At 61.7% G+C, this 17,764-nt stretch carries 17 protein-coding genes; 12 read left to right on the top strand and 5 right to left on the bottom strand.

Going from position 1 to position 17,764, the window contains the following annotated elements; translation table 11 throughout:
- The first annotated feature begins 50 nt into the window (after positions 1 to 50).
- Positions 51 to 653 carry a vWA domain-containing protein gene (locus tag AC19YY_RS12725; RefSeq protein ID WP_172311857.1) on the top strand — a complete coding sequence of 201 codons (603 nt, stop codon included), beginning with the start codon at positions 51 to 53 and terminating at the stop codon, positions 651 to 653.
- A 125-nt stretch (positions 654 to 778) separates the two neighbouring features.
- Here AC19YY_RS12725 and AC19YY_RS12720 read toward each other — a convergent pair whose 3' ends face one another.
- On the bottom strand, positions 779 to 1,726 hold the full coding sequence (locus AC19YY_RS12720; RefSeq protein ID WP_500604283.1) for a DUF1853 family protein: 948 nt from the start codon (positions 1,724 to 1,726) through the stop codon (positions 779 to 781).
- Positions 1,727 to 1,880: 154 nt separating this feature from the next.
- On the opposite strand from AC19YY_RS12720, the gene AC19YY_RS12715 reads away from it, so the two are divergent.
- From AC19YY_RS12715 to AC19YY_RS12680, 8 genes are all read left to right on the top strand, one after another.
- Entirely contained in the window at positions 1,881 to 2,771 is an 891-nt protein-coding gene (locus AC19YY_RS12715) for an NAD(+) kinase (protein WP_010210870.1), read from the top strand.
- On the top strand, positions 2,768 to 3,745 hold the full coding sequence (locus AC19YY_RS12710) for a metallophosphoesterase (RefSeq protein ID WP_170041613.1): 978 nt from the start codon (positions 2,768 to 2,770) through the stop codon (positions 3,743 to 3,745). The genes AC19YY_RS12715 and AC19YY_RS12710 overlap by 4 nt, the downstream gene beginning before the upstream one ends.
- Complete coding sequence (locus AC19YY_RS12705) at positions 3,738 to 4,607, top strand: rhomboid family intramembrane serine protease (RefSeq protein ID WP_169951949.1); 870 nt, start codon at positions 3,738 to 3,740, stop codon at positions 4,605 to 4,607. The genes AC19YY_RS12710 and AC19YY_RS12705 overlap by 8 nt, the downstream gene beginning before the upstream one ends.
- 31 nt (positions 4,608 to 4,638) lie before the next feature.
- A complete protein-coding gene (locus AC19YY_RS12700) occupies positions 4,639 to 4,899 on the top strand; it encodes a YeaC family protein (protein ID WP_029291449.1) in 261 nt (86 codons plus the stop codon).
- Positions 4,896 to 5,726 carry a DUF2797 domain-containing protein gene (locus AC19YY_RS12695; protein WP_178123663.1) on the top strand — a complete coding sequence of 277 codons (831 nt, stop codon included), beginning with the start codon at positions 4,896 to 4,898 and terminating at the stop codon, positions 5,724 to 5,726. The genes AC19YY_RS12700 and AC19YY_RS12695 overlap by 4 nt, the downstream gene beginning before the upstream one ends.
- A 13-nt stretch (positions 5,727 to 5,739) precedes the next feature.
- The gene (gene pepN / locus AC19YY_RS12690) at positions 5,740 to 8,397 is read left to right on the top strand and encodes an aminopeptidase N (RefSeq protein WP_500604282.1); all 2,658 of its coding nucleotides are present in this window, start codon (positions 5,740 to 5,742) and stop codon (positions 8,395 to 8,397) included.
- Positions 8,394 to 9,500 carry a cell division protein ZapE gene (zapE, locus tag AC19YY_RS12685; RefSeq protein WP_500604281.1) on the top strand — a complete coding sequence of 369 codons (1,107 nt, stop codon included), beginning with the start codon at positions 8,394 to 8,396 and terminating at the stop codon, positions 9,498 to 9,500. Before pepN ends, zapE begins: the two co-directional genes overlap by 4 nt.
- 150 nt (positions 9,501 to 9,650) lie before the next feature.
- The gene (locus AC19YY_RS12680) at positions 9,651 to 10,142 is read left to right on the top strand and encodes a GNAT family N-acetyltransferase (protein ID WP_169951944.1); all 492 of its coding nucleotides are present in this window, start codon (positions 9,651 to 9,653) and stop codon (positions 10,140 to 10,142) included.
- A gap of 43 nt (positions 10,143 to 10,185) precedes the next feature.
- On the opposite strand, the gene AC19YY_RS12675 is transcribed toward AC19YY_RS12680, so the two are convergent.
- From AC19YY_RS12675 to AC19YY_RS12665, 3 genes are all read right to left on the bottom strand, one after another.
- Positions 10,186 to 10,407 carry a hypothetical protein gene (locus AC19YY_RS12675; RefSeq protein ID WP_169951942.1) on the bottom strand — a complete coding sequence of 74 codons (222 nt, stop codon included), beginning with the start codon at positions 10,405 to 10,407 and terminating at the stop codon, positions 10,186 to 10,188.
- A gap of 134 nt (positions 10,408 to 10,541) precedes the next feature.
- The gene (locus tag AC19YY_RS12670; RefSeq protein ID WP_169951940.1) at positions 10,542 to 12,287 is read right to left on the bottom strand and encodes a phosphoethanolamine transferase CptA; all 1,746 of its coding nucleotides are present in this window, start codon (positions 12,285 to 12,287) and stop codon (positions 10,542 to 10,544) included.
- Positions 12,288 to 12,434: 147 nt separating this feature from the next.
- Positions 12,435 to 12,584 (bottom strand): DUF6026 family protein, encoded by a 150-nt coding sequence (locus tag AC19YY_RS12665; protein ID WP_222931746.1) that lies wholly within the window; start codon positions 12,582 to 12,584, stop codon positions 12,435 to 12,437.
- A 281-nt stretch (positions 12,585 to 12,865) separates the two neighbouring features.
- Between AC19YY_RS12665 and gnd the strand changes: the two genes are divergently transcribed.
- Genes gnd through AC19YY_RS12650 form a run of 3 tightly spaced genes read left to right on the top strand, consistent with a single transcriptional unit; the run spans position 12,866 to position 16,187 of the window.
- Positions 12,866 to 13,846, top strand: a complete 981-nt coding sequence (gnd, locus tag AC19YY_RS12660) for a phosphogluconate dehydrogenase (NAD(+)-dependent, decarboxylating) (RefSeq protein WP_500604280.1) — start codon at positions 12,866 to 12,868, stop codon at positions 13,844 to 13,846.
- Complete coding sequence (gene zwf, locus AC19YY_RS12655; RefSeq protein WP_500604279.1) at positions 13,843 to 15,366, top strand: glucose-6-phosphate dehydrogenase; 1,524 nt, start codon at positions 13,843 to 13,845, stop codon at positions 15,364 to 15,366. The genes gnd and zwf overlap by 4 nt, the downstream gene beginning before the upstream one ends.
- Complete coding sequence (locus AC19YY_RS12650; RefSeq protein ID WP_500604278.1) at positions 15,363 to 16,187, top strand: HAD family hydrolase; 825 nt, start codon at positions 15,363 to 15,365, stop codon at positions 16,185 to 16,187. The genes zwf and AC19YY_RS12650 overlap by 4 nt, the downstream gene beginning before the upstream one ends.
- Here AC19YY_RS12650 and nhaB read toward each other — a convergent pair.
- Complete coding sequence (gene nhaB / locus AC19YY_RS12645) at positions 16,175 to 17,677, bottom strand: sodium/proton antiporter NhaB (protein ID WP_169951931.1); 1,503 nt, start codon at positions 17,675 to 17,677, stop codon at positions 16,175 to 16,177. The genes AC19YY_RS12650 and nhaB overlap by 13 nt on opposite strands.
- Positions 17,678 to 17,764 lie beyond the last annotated feature (87 nt).

Raw genomic sequence — 17,764 nt, 5'->3', positions numbered from 1 at the left:
TCCGCCCCCGACCTGATACGGGGGCGGATGCCCGTCCCAAAGCAGGGCGACTGGACAGGGGCCGCCAGGGCAAGGCGCGCAGCGCGCAGCAGGGCTCGGTCAACTGGCCGGGTACCTTGCTGGGAGGGCGGCCGCAATCCCGTGAAGACTTGCGCTACCACCTGCGCAGCCGCTCGGCCCATGAACTGTGGCTGGTAATTGTCGATGCGTCAGCGTCCACTCGGCGGCACCAGGCCTTGAGCGATGCCAAGGGCTTGCTCGCGCAGGTGTTCGACGACGCCTATCGGCAGCGGGCGCGCATGGCGCTGCTGACGGCCAGCGGGCAGGTGCCGAACTGGCAGGTCCAAGGCTTGAAAGCGGCGAAAGGCCTGGGGCGTTGGTTGGATGGGCTGGGCGCGGGCGGTGGTACGCCGCTGCTGGCGGCGTTGACCGAGGCTGGGCATTGGCTGGCGGCGCGGCGCAAGCGGTATCCGGCTGAGCAGCAGCGGTTGCTGGTGATTACCGATGGCCGGCTCAAAGATATCGGTCACTTGCCGGTGCTGGATTGCCTGGGGCTGTTGGTGGATATCGAACGTGGGCCGATCCGGCTGGGGCGGGCGCGGGAGCTGGCCGCCGGGTTGCAGGTGGATTATCGGCATATTGATAGCCTGTAGCGCTGCTGCTACCGCTATCGCGAGCAAGCCAGCTCCCACAGTTGACCGAGTACGTCCTTTGGAATGCGCCTGAATGTGGGAGCTGGCTTGCCTGCGATAAGGCCCTCAAACCCACCGCAAAACTATCAGCTAGCCCCCGGTACATTCGGCCAAAGATCCGCCACCAGAAACAGCCGCTCCGCTTCCTGCCAATCCCCGCCGTTGTGCATCATGCGCACCAACAATTGCGCCGGCGCCATCGGATCAAGGTCGGCCAGCCAGCGCTGCATCTGCTCCTCACTCCAGATTTTCCCTGCCGGGTAATGCGCCGGCGCGAGCCAGGCATGGCGGGGCAGGGGTTGCCAGCGGCCCGGCGGGCTGGCATTGATAAAAGCCAGCCAATCGCGCTGATGCAACCAGCTCCCACGCAAATGCTGTGGATGGGCACCGAGGGGCGGTTCGGCCTCGCCGGGCCAGGGGTACAGCAGGTAGCCGCCGAGCCACAGATGGGCGGTGAAATCCCTAATATCCAGGGCCGCCAGCATCTGCCGGCTTTGCGCGCTCCCCGAGATGGGCAGTTGATGGTCGGCCAGATGGGCCAGCTTGCGGTCCAGGCGATCGTGACAACCGGGGCCCAGCCATTGCGCGGTATCACGGCCGTCGCCCTCTTGCGGGCCCAGGTAGAGCTTGATCGCCAGTTCCAGATGATGCACCCCGTCACGGTCGCGCAGCAGCATGTCCAGTTCCCCCAGGGTATGGCCGGCCTGGCGGATAGGCAGGTTTGCCGCGAGCAATTCCACGCCGGGCGCGTGTTGCACGGCAAATTGCCACAGGCGTTCGTAATACAGGCCCAGGCGCCGGGTACGTGCCAGGCTCAGCCAGTGCAGCAGGGGGCTGCTGTCCTGGTCCAGTTGCCGCAGCCATTGTTCCAGTGCCGCGGGTTGCTGCACCCAATCGCTGCCGGCCAGGGGATGGCGTTGCGGCCAGGGTGTTTGTTCCAGCATCGGCGGGGCGAGGATCACCCACGCCAGGTCCCGCACTTCGGGATGACGCAATTGACGGGGCAGGTACTGCAGGTCGGGAAACGGATTCATGGTCCGAGCATAGCTGTTTCCTACTCGCTGCGGGACCGTGGCGGGTGTTGAGAACCGTTGTCGTCTGGGCCCCGTGGCGACAAAGGATTTTGTCTAATGCGGCCTTTCGCCCATAATCGTTCTTTTTGCCAGACCCAAACCCTGCAGGAGCCCCATGGAGCAATTTCGCAATATCGGCATCATCGGTCGCCTGGGCAGTACCCAGGTTCTGGACACGGTCCGCCGGCTGAAAAAGTTTCTGCTTGAGCGCCACCTGCATGTGATCCTCGAAGACACCATCGCCGAGATTCTGCCGGGCCACGGCCTGCAGACCTCATCGCGCAAAATGCTCGGTGAAGTCTGCGACATGGTGATCGTGGTCGGCGGCGACGGCAGCCTGCTGGGCGCCGCCCGGGCCCTGGCGCGGCATAACGTGCCGGTGCTGGGGATCAACCGGGGCAGCCTGGGGTTCCTCACCGATATCCGCCCTGACGACCTGGAAGTCGAAGTGGCCAAGGTGCTGGACGGCCATTACCTGGTAGAAAACCGCTTCCTGCTGCAAGCCGAAGTGCGCCGCCATGGCGAAGCCATCGGCCAGGGCGATGCCCTCAACGATGTGGTGCTGCACCCCGGCAAGTCGACGCGGATGATCGAGTTCGAGCTGTACATCGACGGCCAGTTCGTTTGCAGCCAGAAGGCCGACGGCCTGATCGTCGCCACGCCCACAGGTTCCACGGCCTATGCGCTGTCAGCCGGCGGGCCGATCATGCATCCCAAGCTCGATGCCATTGTGATCGTGCCGATGTACCCCCATATGTTGTCGAGCCGGCCGATTGTGGTCGATGGCAACAGTGAGCTGAAAATCGTGGTCTCCAAAGACATGCAGATCTACCCGCAAGTCTCCTGTGACGGGCAGAACCACTTTACCTGCGCCCCCGGTGACACCATCACCGTGAGCAAAAAAGCGCAGAAGCTGCGGTTGATCCACCCGCTGGATCACAACTACTACGAAGTGTGCCGCACCAAGCTGGGCTGGGGCAGCCGCTTGGGGGGTGGAGGCGACTGATGCTCGATCCCGCGCGTAGCTACGACCTGATTGGTGACGTGCACGGTTGCGCTCATACCCTTGAGCACCTGCTCGACCAGATGGGTTACCACAAGCAGGGCGGCACCTGGCGCCATCCCTCCCGCATGGCGGTGTTCCTGGGCGATATCATCGACCGTGGCCCGCGCATCCGCGAGGCACTGCATATCGTCCACGACATGGCCGAAGCCGGCCAGGCGCTGTGCATCATGGGCAACCATGAGTTCAACGCCCTGGGCTGGAGCACCCTGGCGCCGCCCGGCAGTGGCAAGCAGTACGTGCGTGAACATTCGCCACGCCACGCGCGGCTGATCCACGAGACCCTGACCCAGTTTGAACACCACCCCGGCGACTGGCATGACTTCCTCGGCTGGTTCTACGACATGCCGTTGTTTGTCGATGCCGGGCGTTTTCGCGTGGTGCACGCCTGCTGGGATGCGGGGCTGATCGAACCGCTGCGCGGGCAGTTCCCCGACGGCTGTATCGACGAGCATTTCCTGCAGGCGGCGGCGGTGCCGGGCAGCTTTGCCTGCAATGCCTTCGATCGCCTGCTGCGCGGCACCGATATGCGCCTGCCGGACGGCCTGACGCTGACCGGTGGCGATGGCCTGACCCGTTCGTTCTTTCGCACCAAGTTCTGGGAAGACGACCCGAAGACCTACGGCGATATTGTGTTCCAGCCCGATGCCTTGCCCGACCCGGTGGCCCGTACGCCGTTGTCCTCGACCGAGAAAAACTCCCTGCTGCGCTATGGGGTGGATGAGCCGCTGCTGTTTGTCGGCCACTACTGGCGCAGTGGCAAACCGGCGCCGATCCGCCCGAACCTGGCCTGCCTGGACTACAGCGCAGTGCTCTATGGCAAGCTGGTGGCGTATCGCCTGGATCAGGAAACCTGCCTGGACCCCAACAAGTTCGTATGGGTCGATGTCGAGCGCCCTGAGGTGATTCATGAGTAACGTGGCCGTTTTACGCTTGCCGCTGACGGTTGACCTGGCTGGATTCGTCAAACTGTTGCAGCGCATGCAGGTGCCCCATCGCGTCAGCGAAGAGGCCGGCGAGCAGGTGCTCTGGGTGCCGGACGCGATCAGCGAAGACGTGCGCAGCCTGTATCAACGTTTCCCTGCCGGCGATCCGCACCAGCAGCTGGATATTCCCCAGGAACCGGTAGCCAAGCGCGCCGGTTTTCTCCAGCAGTTGCGCCACAGCCCACTGACCGCGGGTGTGTTGCTGCTGAGCCTGATCGTCGGTGCGGTCACGATGCTTGGCGACAACCTGCAAGCCATGAGCTGGCTGACGTTCCTGAATTTCCACGTGGCCGGTGAATACCTGTACTTCACGCCCCTGGCCGACAGCCTGGCGGCGGGGCAGTGGTGGCGGTTGGTGACGCCGATGCTGATCCATTTCGGCATCCTCCACCTGGCGATGAATGGCATGTGGTACTGGGAACTGGGGCGGCGGATCGAGGCGCGCCAAGGCAGTATCAACCTGCTGGGCCTGACGTTGCTGTTCAGCCTGGCCTCCAACTACGCGCAATACACCTTTGGCGGCCCGGGCCTGTTCGGCGGCTTGTCTGGCGTGTTGTACGGCTTGCTCGGCCATTGCTGGATCTACCAGATGCTCGCGCCCAACCCGGCGTATCGCCTGCCGCGTGGCGTGCTGGTGATGATGCTGGTGTGGCTGGTGCTGTGCCTGTCGGGCCTGGTCTCGATGATCGGCTTCGGCGAAATCGCCAATGCGGCCCATGTCGGCGGCCTGGTGGCGGGTTGCATCACCGGTTTGCTCGGCGGGTTGTACAGCCGCCATAAACGTAACGCTTGAATCTCTGCCCATTATTTAAAGGAAGAGTCTTATGTCCTCTTTTGCTGAAATGATCGAAAACATCACCCCGGATATCTACCAGAGCCTCAAGCTCGCCGTGGAAATCGGCAAATGGTCCGATGGCCGCAAGCTCACCGCCGAACAGCGTGAGCTGTCGTTGCAGGCGATGATCGCCTGGGAGCTGCAAAACCTGCCGGAAGACCAGCGCACCGGCTACATGGGCCCGCAGGAATGCCAATCGAAGTCGACCCCGGTGGAAAACATACTGTTCAAGTCGGATGCCATCCATTGATTGAGATTGGCCGTGGTGCAGTCAGCAAGATGTCGGCGCAACTGGGTTCGCCGACCGTTCAATACGCTTTTCGTCTGGGCGACACCGAGGTGCCGGTCAATCCGTTGATTGGCACTCATGTGCGCCTGGAATACCTCGGTGCGATCCACTGCACCCACTGCGGGCGCAAGACCAAGACCAGCTTCAGCCAGGGCTATTGCTACCCGTGCATGACCAAGCTGGCCCAGTGCGACCTGTGCATCATGAGCCCCGAGCGCTGCCATTTCGATGCCGGCACCTGCCGCGATCCGGCCTGGGGCGAAAAATTCTGCATGACCGACCATGTGGTGTACCTGGCGAACTCGTCGGGGATCAAGGTCGGCATTACCCGCGCCACCCAACTGCCCACGCGTTGGCTGGACCAGGGCGCGAGCCAGGCATTGCCGATCATGCGCGTGGCCACGCGCCAGCAATCGGGCTTTGTCGAAGATGTGCTGCGCAGCCAGGTCGCCGACAAGACCAACTGGCGCGCCTTGCTCAAGGGTGACGCGGCAGCGGTAGACCTTGCGCAGGTACGCGACGAGCTGTTCGTCTCCTGCGCCGACGGCCTGCTGCAATTGCAGGAACGCTTCGGCCTGCAGGCCATCCAACCGGTAACCGATATCGAGCCCCTCGAAATCCGCTACCCGGTGGAGCAATATCCAACCAAGATCGTCAGCTTCAACCTGGATAAGAACCCGATTGCCGAAGGCACGCTGTTGGGGATCAAGGGCCAATACCTGATCTTCGATACCGGCGTTATCAATATTCGTAAATACACGGCTTACCAGCTCGCCGTGCATCAGTAGAAGGATTTCACGCATGCGCACCGAACAACCGAAGATGATTTACCTGAAGGACTATCAGGCGCCCGAGTACCTGATCGACGAGACCCACCTGACCTTCGAGTTGTTCGAGGACCATAGCCTGGTCCACGCGCAGCTGGTGATGCGCCGCAATCCCGAGCGCGGCACCGGCCTGCCGCCGCTGGTACTCGATGGCCAGCAGTTGGAACTGCTGAGCGTGGCCCTGGGTGACCAGGAACTGAGCGCCGCCGACTACCAGTTGAGCGACAGCCATCTGACGTTGCAACCGACCAGCGAGCGCTTCACGGTCGACACCAGCGTGCGCATCCACCCGCAAACCAACACCGCCCTGGAAGGCTTGTACAAGTCCGGCGGCATGTTCTGCACCCAGTGCGAGGCCGAAGGTTTTCGCAAGATCACCTACTACCTGGACCGCCCGGACGTGATGAGCACGTTCACCACCACCGTGATCGCCGAGCAACACAGCTATCCGGTGTTGCTGTCCAATGGCAACCCGATTGCCAGCGGCCCCGGCGAAGACGGCCGGCACTGGGCGACCTGGGAAGACCCGTTCAAGAAACCGGCCTACCTGTTCGCCCTGGTGGCCGGCGACCTGTGGTGCGTCGAAGACACCTTCACCACCATGAGCCAGCGCACCGTCGCACTGCGCATCTATGTCGAGCCGGAAAACATCGACAAGTGCCAGCACGCCATGAACAGCCTGAAGAAGTCCATGCGCTGGGATGAAGAGGTCTACGGTCGCGAATACGACCTGGATATCTTCATGATCGTCGCGGTCAACGATTTCAACATGGGCGCCATGGAAAACAAGGGCCTGAACATCTTCAACTCCAGCGCCGTGCTGGCCCGCGCCGAAACCGCGACCGACGCCGCGCACCAGCGGGTAGAAGCCATCGTCGCCCACGAATACTTCCACAACTGGTCGGGCAACCGCGTGACCTGCCGCGACTGGTTCCAGCTGTCGCTCAAGGAAGGTTTCACGGTGTTCCGCGATTCGCACTTCTCTGCGGATATGAACTCGGCCACCGTCAAGCGTATCCAGGATGTGGCCTACCTGCGCACTCACCAATTCGCTGAAGATGCAGGGCCGATGGCCCACGCCGTGCGCCCGGACAGCTTTATCGAGATTTCCAACTTCTACACCCTGACCGTGTACGAAAAGGGTTCGGAAGTAGTCGGCATGATCCACACCTTGCTCGGTGCCGAGGGTTTCCGCAAAGGCAGCGACCTGTACTTTGAGCGCCACGACGGCCAGGCCGTGACCTGCGACGACTTCATCAAGGCCATGGAAGATGCCAACGGCGCCGACCTGACCCAGTTCAAGCGCTGGTACAGCCAGGCCGGCACCCCACGCCTGGTGGTGAGCGAGTCCTACGACGCTGGCGCCAAAACCTACAGCCTGACCTTGCGCCAAAGCTGCCCGCAAACCCCGGACAACGTGGAAAAACTGCCGTTCGTGATTCCCGTGGCCCTGGGCCTGCTGGATGCCAAGGGCGTCGACCTACCGTTGCGTCTGGCCGGTGAAGCCGCTGCGCAGGGCACCTCGCGGGTATTGTCGGTGACTGAAGCCGAGCAGACGTTCACCTTCGTCGATATCGCCGAACAGCCGTTGCCGTCACTGTTGCGCGGCTTCTCGGCGCCGGTGAAGCTGAGCTTCCCCTACAGCCGTGACCAGTTGATGTTCCTGATGCAGCACGACAGTGACGGTTTCAATCGCTGGGAGGCGGGCCAGCAACTGGCGGTGCAGGTGTTGCAGGACCTGATCGGCCAACACCAGCAGGGCCGGGCCCTGGTGCTCGATCAACGGTTGGTCAACGCACTGCGTAGCGTGTTGAGCGATGAAAGCCTGGACCAGGCCATGGTCGCGGAAATGTTGTCGTTGCCGGGCGAGGCCTACCTGACCGAAATCAGCGAAGTGGCTGACGTCGACGCGATCCACGCCGCCCGCGAGTTTGCGCGCCAGCAGTTGGCCGACCAGCTGTTCGAAGGCTTGTGGCTGCGCTACGAGGCCAACCGCGACCTGTCGCGCAACACGCCTTACGTGGCCTCGGCAGAGCACTTCGCGCGCCGCGCCCTGCAGAACATCGCGCTGTCGTACTTGATGCTCAGCGGCAAGCCAGAAGTGCTGGCCGCAACCCTGGAGCAGTTCGACGCGTGTGACAACATGACCGAACGCCTGACGGCACTGGCGGTGCTGGTCAACTCGCCGTTCGACGCCGAGAAGGCCAAGGCCCTGCAAGTGTTTGCCGAGAACTTCAAGGACAACCCGCTGGTCATGGACCAATGGTTCAGCGTCCAGGCCGGCAGCGTGTTGCCGGGCGGGCTCGCGCGGGTCAAGGCGCTGATGCAGCACCCGGCGTTCAATATCAAGAACCCGAACAAGGTGCGCGCGCTGGTCGGCGCCTTCGCCGGGCAGAACCTGATCAACTTCCACGCGGCCGATGGCTCGGGCTATCGCTTCCTGGCGGACCTGGTCATCGAGCTGAATGCCTTCAACCCGCAGATTGCCTCGCGGCAGTTGGCGCCGTTGACCCGCTGGCGCAAATACGACAGCGCCCGCCAGGCGCTGATGAGGGCGGAACTGGAGCGCATCCGCGGTTCGGGCGAGCTGTCCAGCGATGTGTTCGAGGTGGTCAGTAAAAGCCTCGCATGACGCCTGACTCACCGCTGGCTGCCTACCAACAGGCCCTGGCCGATGGTTTTGTGGTTGACGACGCGCAACGCCGAGCGGTTGAGGCGTTGCAGGCCTGCCATGCGGCGTTGCACCAAGCCGCCGACGCACCGGTCACCGGGGTTTATCTGTGGGGGCCGGTGGGGCGGGGCAAGACCTGGCTGATGGATCAGTTCCACCAGAGCCTGCGGGTGCCTGCGCGACGCCAGCACTTTCATCACTTCATGGGCTGGGTCCATCAACGCCTGTTCCAATTGACCGGCACCCCGGACCCGTTGCAGGCGCTGGCCCGCGAGTTGAGTCGCGAGGTGCGGGTACTGTGTTTCGACGAACTGTTCGTCAATGACATTGGCGACGCAATCATCCTCGGGCGCCTGTTCCAGGTAATGTTCGACGAAGGGGTGGTGATGGTCTGCACGTCCAACCAGCCGCCAGGGCAGTTGTACGCCGATGGGTTCAACCGCGAGCGCTTCGTGCCGGCTATCGAGGCGATCCAGGCGCATATGCAGGTGGTGGCGGTTGATGGCAGTGAAGATCACCGTTTGCATCCGGGCACGGCCGTGCAGCGCTATTGGGTGGATCAACCCGAGGCGTTGGCCAGGGTCTTTGAGGATTTGAGCAAAGGCCAGGCCTTAAGCAGTGCACCAGTGAACGTGGGCTCGCGTGTGATTGCCACGGTGCGGTCCAGCGAAAACATCCTGTGGTGCCGCTACGCTGACCTGTGCGAGCAACCGTTGGCAGCCATGGATTTCATGCTGTTGTGTGATCGCTATCGTGCCATTTTACTGGGCGAAGTCCCCGGCTTGAGCGCCTCGACACGCCCTGGACGGATTGCCCGTGGTACCGAGGATGGCGCCCAGCGCGTGGAGGCGGGCGACCGTGAGTTGCCGGCGCTGTCGGTGCACGACGACAGCGTGCGGCGGTTTATCGCCCTGGTCGATGAGTGCTACGACCGCAAGGTGGCGCTGTACATCGAAGCCAAGGTGCCCTTGGCTGAGCTATACACCGAGGGTTACCTGGAATTTGCATTCCGCCGCACCCTCAGTCGTTTGCAAGAGATGCAGTTGCAACGTTTTGGTCGGTGATGGCTATTTGCCCATGCTCACTGGCGTTTACTTGTTGGCTTTTTCCCGCGCCAACTTGTAGTTAATCTCCTTCATCTAACGCCTACACCGCGCTTACAATCGAGCTTTTGCGGGGAGCTCATCCCTGCCGGGCAGTTATCGAGGAAGGAAATGGAAGCCGCAGAAATACTGGTACTGCAAGCCAGCTACAGCAACCCCGTGCACGCCGAGGCCCTTGGCCTGTTGCTCAACCACTATGCACAAGACCCCATGGGCGGCGGCCACGCCTTGTCCGCCGACCTGCTGCAACAGTTGCCGGCGGAACTGGCCAAGCGCCCCCATGCGTTCAGCGTGCTGGCCTTTGTCGGCGGGGAGCCGGCCGGGTTGGTGAACTGTTTCGAGGGGTTCTCGACCTTTGCCTGCCGGCCGCTGGTCAACGTGCATGACGTGGTCGTCAAGGAAGCATTCCGGGGGCTGGGCCTGAGCCAGAAAATGTTGCAAAAGGTCGAGGAAATCGCCCGCCAGCGTGGTTGCTGCAAGATCACCCTGGAAGTGTTGGAAGGTAATGCCGTGGCACAGGCGTCGTACCGCAAGTTTGGGTTCGACGACTCAATCTTCGACCCGGCCCATGGCCGCATGCTGTTCTGGAGCAAGGTCCTCTAACGGATCATTCCCACGCTCTGCGTGGGAATGATCGGGGGTGGGGTTAGCTCTTGGGTTGCTCGGCGTCCCGCGCCTGTTCGGCCGATCCGGATTCAGTGCCCTTGGCATCGGCAGCCGCGGTCTGTTCGGCATCGCCGTGGATTTGCTTCTGGACGAAGCTGAAGTTGTTGAAGTGCTCCTTCACGCGTTCCCCGCCGCCTTCAGCGAAGGCCGCAGCCGAGGTCAGGCCCAACAGGCCGGTGAGCATCAAGATGGAAAGTTTCATCGCATGTATTCCCATTAAAAGTGACCGGTATCTGCACCGTCCCTGATCAGATTTATGGGAATAGTTTGTAGGACGCTTATTAAGTGCGGGTTAACGTCACGCCCCTCCAGAGTTAACGTGAGGGGCGGGGTCGTTTACTTCAGCACCACATTCTGGGTGCCGGTATTGGCCTTGGGCTTGATCAGACTGAAGTCGATCAAGGCCTTCTGCGGACGCTGGTAGGGATCGCCAATCAGCAACGGCCGTGGCTTGAAGCTATCACTGACCAGGCTGCGGCTGCGGTCCAGTTCGTCGAAGCTCAAGCCGGCCAGGTCAGCCCAGGTGTGAATCAACTGCGAACTGCTGTACGGCCGTTGCACATCACCCTGCATATTCCAGTCGTGGGTGGCGCGCCACTTCGGCGAGGCCCAGGTCATGAAGGGGATGGTGTACATCGGCGCCGTCGGCTTGCCCTCGTTGCGGCCCAGGGTGTCGTGGCCTGCCGAGTCGAACACATCCTCGCCGTGGTCGGACAGGTACAGCAGGAACCCATTGGGGTCGGTCTTGGCGTAATCCTTGATCAGGCTCGACACCACGAAGTCGTTGTAGCGCACCGCATTGTCATAGCTGTTGTAGGTCGGCAACTGGTCGTCACGCACGCCGTCCGGCACGCCCTGGCGGTCGGTAAAAGTGTCGAAGCTTGGCGGGTAGCGGTACTGGTAGCTCATGTGGGTGCCCAGCAGGTGAACCACGATCAGCTTGCGCTCGGCCTTGTCGGCGAGGGCCTTGGAGAACGGCTCCAGCACGTCGCCATCGTACTGGCGGGCGTTCTGGTTGCGGTTGTTGTTGAGGTACACCTGCTCGTCGGCCTGCTCGGAGAACGTCGTGAGCATGGTGTTGCGCTTGGTCATGGTCTGCTGGTTGGTGATCCAGAAAGTCTTGTAGCCGGCCTGTTTCATCATGCTGACGATGGATGGGGTCTTGAGGTACAGGTCTGGATGCTCTTCGTCGGCAAAGGTCAGCACCTGTTGCAGCGCCTCGATGGTATAGGGGCGCGGGGTGATGACGTTGTCGAACACGTCCAGTTGGTCACGCAGCTTGTCCAGCTCCGGCGTGGTCTTGCGGGGATAGCCGTAGAGGCTCATGCGCTGGCGGTTGGTGGACTCGCCGATCACCAACACAAGCGTCGACGGTTGACCGGCCATGCTGTCCTTGAAGTTGCTCAGGGGCGGGATCTTGCTGACGTTGTCGAGCATGCCCTGCATGTTGTTCAACTGCTGGGTGTAGCGACGATAGGCGACGATCATCTGCCATGGCACTGCAGGTTCGACACGGGTTTCGAAACCATCGATGGCCCGCTCCAGGGTGTCGTTGGTAGCGATCTGCTTGGCCAGCGGATAACCGACGATCGCCAGCACTATGGCGGTGGCTGCGACCATCGCCCGGCCCCGGGGCAGGTAGACCGGGCGTATGCGGGTCCAGAGGAAGATGGCCAGGGCGGTGTGCGCAATGAAGGCCAGTACGATCCACCAGGCAAAATACTGGGTGGCGTACTCGCCGGCTTCAGAGATGTTCGACTCGAACATGATGAAGATGACGCTCTGGGAAAATTCCTGCTGGTAAATAAAGAAATAGCCCAGGCTGGCCATGGAACAGGCCCACAACACAACACCGATCAAGCCGGCCAGCAGCCGGGCGCGACGTGGGAATAGCAGCATGGGTGCCAACCACAGCGCGCTCATGAAGAACGCCTGGCGGAAGCCACTGAAACCGGAGGTGCCGGTCAGTTGGATCAGCAGTTGGGTAATGCCTGAGAAATACCAGAAAAACAGGAACATCCAGCCAAAACCTGCCCAATCAAACCCTTTTGCAGACTTCGTGCTGCGTTTGAACATCGCCATGCAGCGCTCCAACCCAATAATTACCACCGCCCATGCGTGAGGCGGCGTTCTGGCGGAGGATTATCGGGAAGGGCTGGTGAAAACTTCGTGAGTTGGATCTGAGGGAACGATCCTTTAAGGCGCCGGCAGGCCAGCGCCTACAAGGGCTCAGCAACTGATGGCTTGATTCGCGAGCTGGGCCTGCAACTGCGCGCGCAGACGGATGACTTCCTGTTGCAACTGTTCACGCTCGTCTTTCAACTGGCGCAACTCGTCGCGGCGGACGGTGACGTAGAGGGTCTGTGGCGGGCGTGTCATCTGTGCAGTGCGCATTGCTTACCTCGCAAATAGCCGGTGTGTCGCGGTGCCAGAGCGCTTGAGTCGAGGCCCTCGGCAGGAGTCAGGGGGCGATTCTGATTTCTTTTTCAGCTCAATGGAACTTTTTTATTTTTCAGGGTCGTTGTGACTTTTCAGGCGGTGATGGTGAAACGATGGCCTCTTTTTCTGATGAAACTAGTGCGATTGGCGCCGGACTAATTCGTCATTGCGCTATAAACTGTGTCACACATTTTTTTATTTGTAGTTGGGAGCATCAATACATGCAACTGGGGATTATTGGACTAGGCCGCATGGGCGGGAATATTGCGCGCCGCTTGATGCTCAATGGGCATACCACCGTGGTCTACGACCGCAATGAAGCATTCGTCAAAGGCTTGAGTGAAGAGGGCGCGACCGGCGTTGCCGATCTGGCCGCCCTGGTGGCCGGCCTGCAAAAGCCGCGGGCCGTCTGGGTCATGTTGCCGGCGGGCGAACCCACTGAAACCACGATCAACGACCTGAGCCAATTGATGGAGCCCGGCGATGTCATCATCGACGGCGGCAACACCTTCTACAAGGATGACGTGCGTCGCGGCAAGGCCCTGGCGCAAAAGGGCCTGCACTACATCGACGTCGGCACTTCCGGTGGCGTGTGGGGCCTGGAGCGTGGCTACTGCATGATGATTGGTGGCGACGCCGAGACCGTCAAGCACCTGGATCCGATCTTCGCCACCCTGGCCCCGGGCCTGGGCGACATCCCGCGCACCAAGGACCGTACCGCCACCGACGACCGTGCCGAGCGTGGCTATATCCACGCCGGCCTAGCCGGTTCCGGGCACTTCGTGAAGATGATCCACAACGGCATCGAGTACGGAATGATGCAGGCGTTTGCCGAAGGTTTTGACATTCTCAAGACCAAGAACTCGGAAAACCTGCCGCCAGAACAGCGTTTTGACCTGAACGTGGCCGATATCGCCGAAGTCTGGCGCCGTGGCAGCGTCGTATCCTCCTGGTTGCTGGACCTGACGGCCGATGCCCTGGCGACCGACCCCAAGCTCGACGGTTACTCCGGTTCCGTGGCCGACAGCGGCGAAGGGCGCTGGACCATCGAAGCGGCCATGGAGCAATCGGTACCGGTACCGGTGCTGTCCAACTCGTTGTTCGCCCGGTTCCGTTCGCGCCAGCAAAGCACCTACGGTGACAAGCTGCTGTCGGCCATGCGCTTTGGCTTCGGCGGCCATGTGGAGACTTCCAAAAAATGACGGCCAACGGCAAGAAACCCAAGGCCGAACCCGCTCCACCCACTACCTTGTTCCTGTTCGGCGCCCATGGCGACCTGGTCAAGCGCCTGCTGATGCCGGCGCTGTACAACCTCAGTCGCGATGGCCTGCTGGGCGAGGGCCTGCGGATTGTCGGGGTGGATCACAACGCTATCAGCGATGCCGACTTCGCCAAGAAACTCGAAGACTTCATCCGCACCGAAGCCGCGAGCAAGGTCAAGGGCAATGCCGAACATGCACTGGACCCACAATTGTGGGCCCAGTTGGCCAAGGGCATCAGCTACGTGCAGGGCGATTTCCTGGACGACGGCACCTATGCCGACATCGCCAGCAAAATCGCCGGCAGCGGCACTGGCAACGCGGTGTTCTACCTGGCCACCGCGCCGCGCTTCTTCAGTGAAGTGGTGCAGCGCCTGGGCCGGGCCAACCTGCTGGAGGAAAGCCCCGAGGCTTTCCGCCGCGTGGTGATCGAAAAGCCGTTCGGCTCCGACCTGGCCACCGCCGAGGCGCTGAACGCCTGCCTGCTCAAGGTCATGAGCGAAAAGCAGATCTATCGCATTGACCATTACCTGGGCAAGGAAACGGTACAGAACATCCTGATCAGCCGTTTTTCCAACGTGCTGTTCGAAGCGTTCTGGAACAACCACTACATTGACCACGTGCAGATCACCGCTGCCGAAACGGTCGGCGTGGAAACCCGGGGCAGTTTCTTCGAGAACACGGGCACCCTGCGCGATATGGTGCCCAACCACCTGTTTCAGCTGTTGGCAATGATTGCCATGGAGCCACCGGCCGCCTTTGGCGCCGACGCGGTACGCGGCGAGAAGGCCAAGGTGATTGGCGCGGTGCGCCCCTGGTCCCTGGAGGATGCACGGGCCAACTCGGTACGCGGCCAGTACACGGCGGGCGAGATCGGCGGCAAGGCGCTGCCTGGCTATCGGCAAGAGGCCAATGTGGCGCCGGACAGTAGCACCGAGACCTTCGTGGCCCTCAAGGTGATGATCGATAACTGGCGTTGGGTCGGCGTGCCGTTCTACCTGCGCACCGGCAAGCGCATGAGCGTGCGCGACACCGAAATCGTCATCTGCTTCAAGCCGGCGCCCTATGCGCAGTTTCGCGACACCGACGTCGACGAACTCAAGCCGACCTACTTGAAGATCCAGATCCAGCCCAATGAAGGCATGTGGTTCGACCTGCTGGCGAAAAAGCCCGGGCCGACCCTGGACATGGCCAACATCCAACTGGGCTTTGCCTACAAGGATTTCTTCGAGATGCAGCCGTCCACCGGCTACGAAACCCTGATCTACGACTGCCTGACCGGTGACCAGACGCTGTTCCAGCGCGCGGACAACATCGAAAACGGCTGGCGTGCGGTGCAGCCGTTTCTCGATGCATGGCAGGAAGACGACGGGATCCAGGCCTACAAGGCCGGCGAAGATGGCCCGGCGGCGGCAGATGAGTTACTGGCTCGCGATGGCCGCGCCTGGCATAGCCTCGGATGAGTGAGGCCGCGATTCAACCCATCCGTTTTTTGTTGAGTGATATGGACGGCACCTTGTTGTTGCCCGATCACAGCCTCAGCCAGCGCACCATCGACGCCGTGCGCGCGCTGCGCGAGGCCGGGGTGTTTTTCAGCCTGGCCACCGGGCGGCCGCCCAGGGCGATGTTGCAGCAGATCGAAGCATTGGGCGTCGACGTGCCCACGGCCGGGTTCAATGGCGGCACCCTGGTCAACCCCGATGGCAGCATCCTGGTCGCGCACCATCTGCCAGAAGAAGCCGCGTTGATCACGTTGGCGCTGTTAGGCGATCAACCCGAAGTAGAAATCTGGGTGTTTGCCGATGGCGACTGGCTGCTGCGTGATCCTGCGGGTCCCATGGTGCCTCGGGAACAGCATGGCTTGGGCTATGCGCCGGTGGTGGTGGAGAGTTTCGGGCCGGTCCTGGGGCGGATCGACAAGATCGTCGCCGCCAGCGCCAATGCCCAGTTTTTGATTGAACTGGAGGCGCAGTTGCAGCCCAAGGTCGCAGGCCTGGCCCAGGTCTCGCGTTCGCAGCCGGTGTATCTCGATATCACCGCGATGCAGGCCAACAAGGGCGATGCCCTGAAAACCCTGGCCGCTCATCTTGGCGTGGCGCTGGAGCACACAGCGGCCATCGGCGATGGCGGCAATGACCCGGCGATGTTCCAGGTGGCCGGGTTATCGATTGCCATGGGCCAGGCCGAAGAGGCGGTCAAGCGTCAGGCCGATGTGGTCACCGGCAGCAATATCGAGGACGGCGCCGCCCAGGCAATTGAGCGGTTTATCCTTCACAGCCAGTAACTGACCGCATACCAGCCCAGCACGCCCATCACCACGGTGTACGGCAGCGCCATCCACACCATGCGCCCGTAGGACAGGCGGATCAGCGGCGCAATCGCCGACGTCAGCAAAAACAGGAATGCCGCCTGGCCATTGGGTGTCGCCACGCTGGGCAGGTTGGTCCCGGTGTTGATCGCAATGGCCAGGGTCTCGAAATGCTCGCGGCTCATATGGCCGGACACAAACGCCTGCTTGACCTCGGTGATATAGATCGTCGCCACGAACACGTTGTCGCTGATGGCGGATAACAGGCCATTGGCAATAAACAGCATGCCCGGCTGTTGTTCGGCGGGCAGTGCCAGTACCCATTGGATCAATGGGGTAAATAGCTGCTGATCATGAATCACCGCGACCACCGCGAAAAACACCACCAGCAACGCGGTAAAGGGCAGGGCGTCCTTGAAGGCATTGCCGATGCGATGTTCTTCGGTAATCCCGGTAAAGGCGGTGATCAGCACGATCACCAGCAGGCCGATCAAGCCAACCTCGGCGACATGAAAGGCCAGGCCGGCGATCAGGATCAGTGCAGCCAGGCCCTGGACAATCAGCGCTGCCCGCTGGCGTGGGGTGCGTTCGGCGTTGTCTTCACGGGCGTAATCGGCCAGCACCTGGCGCACGTTGTCCGGCAGTAGCGTGCCATAGCCAAACCAGCGCAGCTTTTCCAGCAGCACGCAGGTGACCAGGCCCGCTACCAGCACCGGCAGCGATACCGGGGCAATGCGCTGGAAGAACTGGCTGAAATTCCAGCCCATCTCATGGCCGATCAACAGGTTCTGTGGCTCGCCCACCAAGGTACACACACCGCCGAGGGCGGTACCGACGGCGCCGTGCATCAACAGGCTGCGCAGGAAGGCGCGAAATTGCTCAAGGTCGGCGTGGTGCAAGCTGGGCAGATGGCGATCGTCGCTGTACTGGCTGTCCTGGCGCGGATCATTGCCCGATGCCACGCGGTGATACACCGAATAGAAGCCCACCGCGGCACTGATAATCACCGCAGTCACCGTCAAGGCATCGAGAAAGGCGGACAGGAAGGCCGACAAAAAGCAGAACATCAGCCCCAGCAGCGCCTTGGAGCGTACGCCCAGCAGCAGGCGCGAAAACAGGAACAGCAGCAGGTCCTTCATAAAGTAAATACCGGCCACCATGAACATCAGCAGCAGGATCACCGGGAAGTTATGCAGCAACTCGTCGTACAGCGCCTGGGGCGTGGTCATGCGCAGCAACAGCGCCTCGACCATCAACAGCCCGCCGGGCATCAACGGGTAGCAGTGCAGCGCCATGGCCAGGGTGAAAATGAACTGGGCCACTAGGAGCCAGCCGGCGGTCACCGGGCCGAATACCCAGAGCACCAAGGGGTTGAGGATCAGGAACGCGAGAATGCAGGCCTTGTACCAACGAGGCGAGTGCCCAAGGAAGTTATGGGCGAAGGCCTGGGCCATTGATCCGGACATGGGGTGCTCCTGGGGGCGAGAAGTGCGCAAGGTGCCCGAGGCTCACTGGAAGATCAAGTGATCATGGCATGGCTGCTATATAAAGAA

It is taken from the genome of Pseudomonas sp. MF09156, assembly GCF_059862305.1.
The sequence above is the reverse complement of the archived record's forward strand: the minus strand, read 5'-3'. Positions and strand labels throughout refer to the sequence as shown.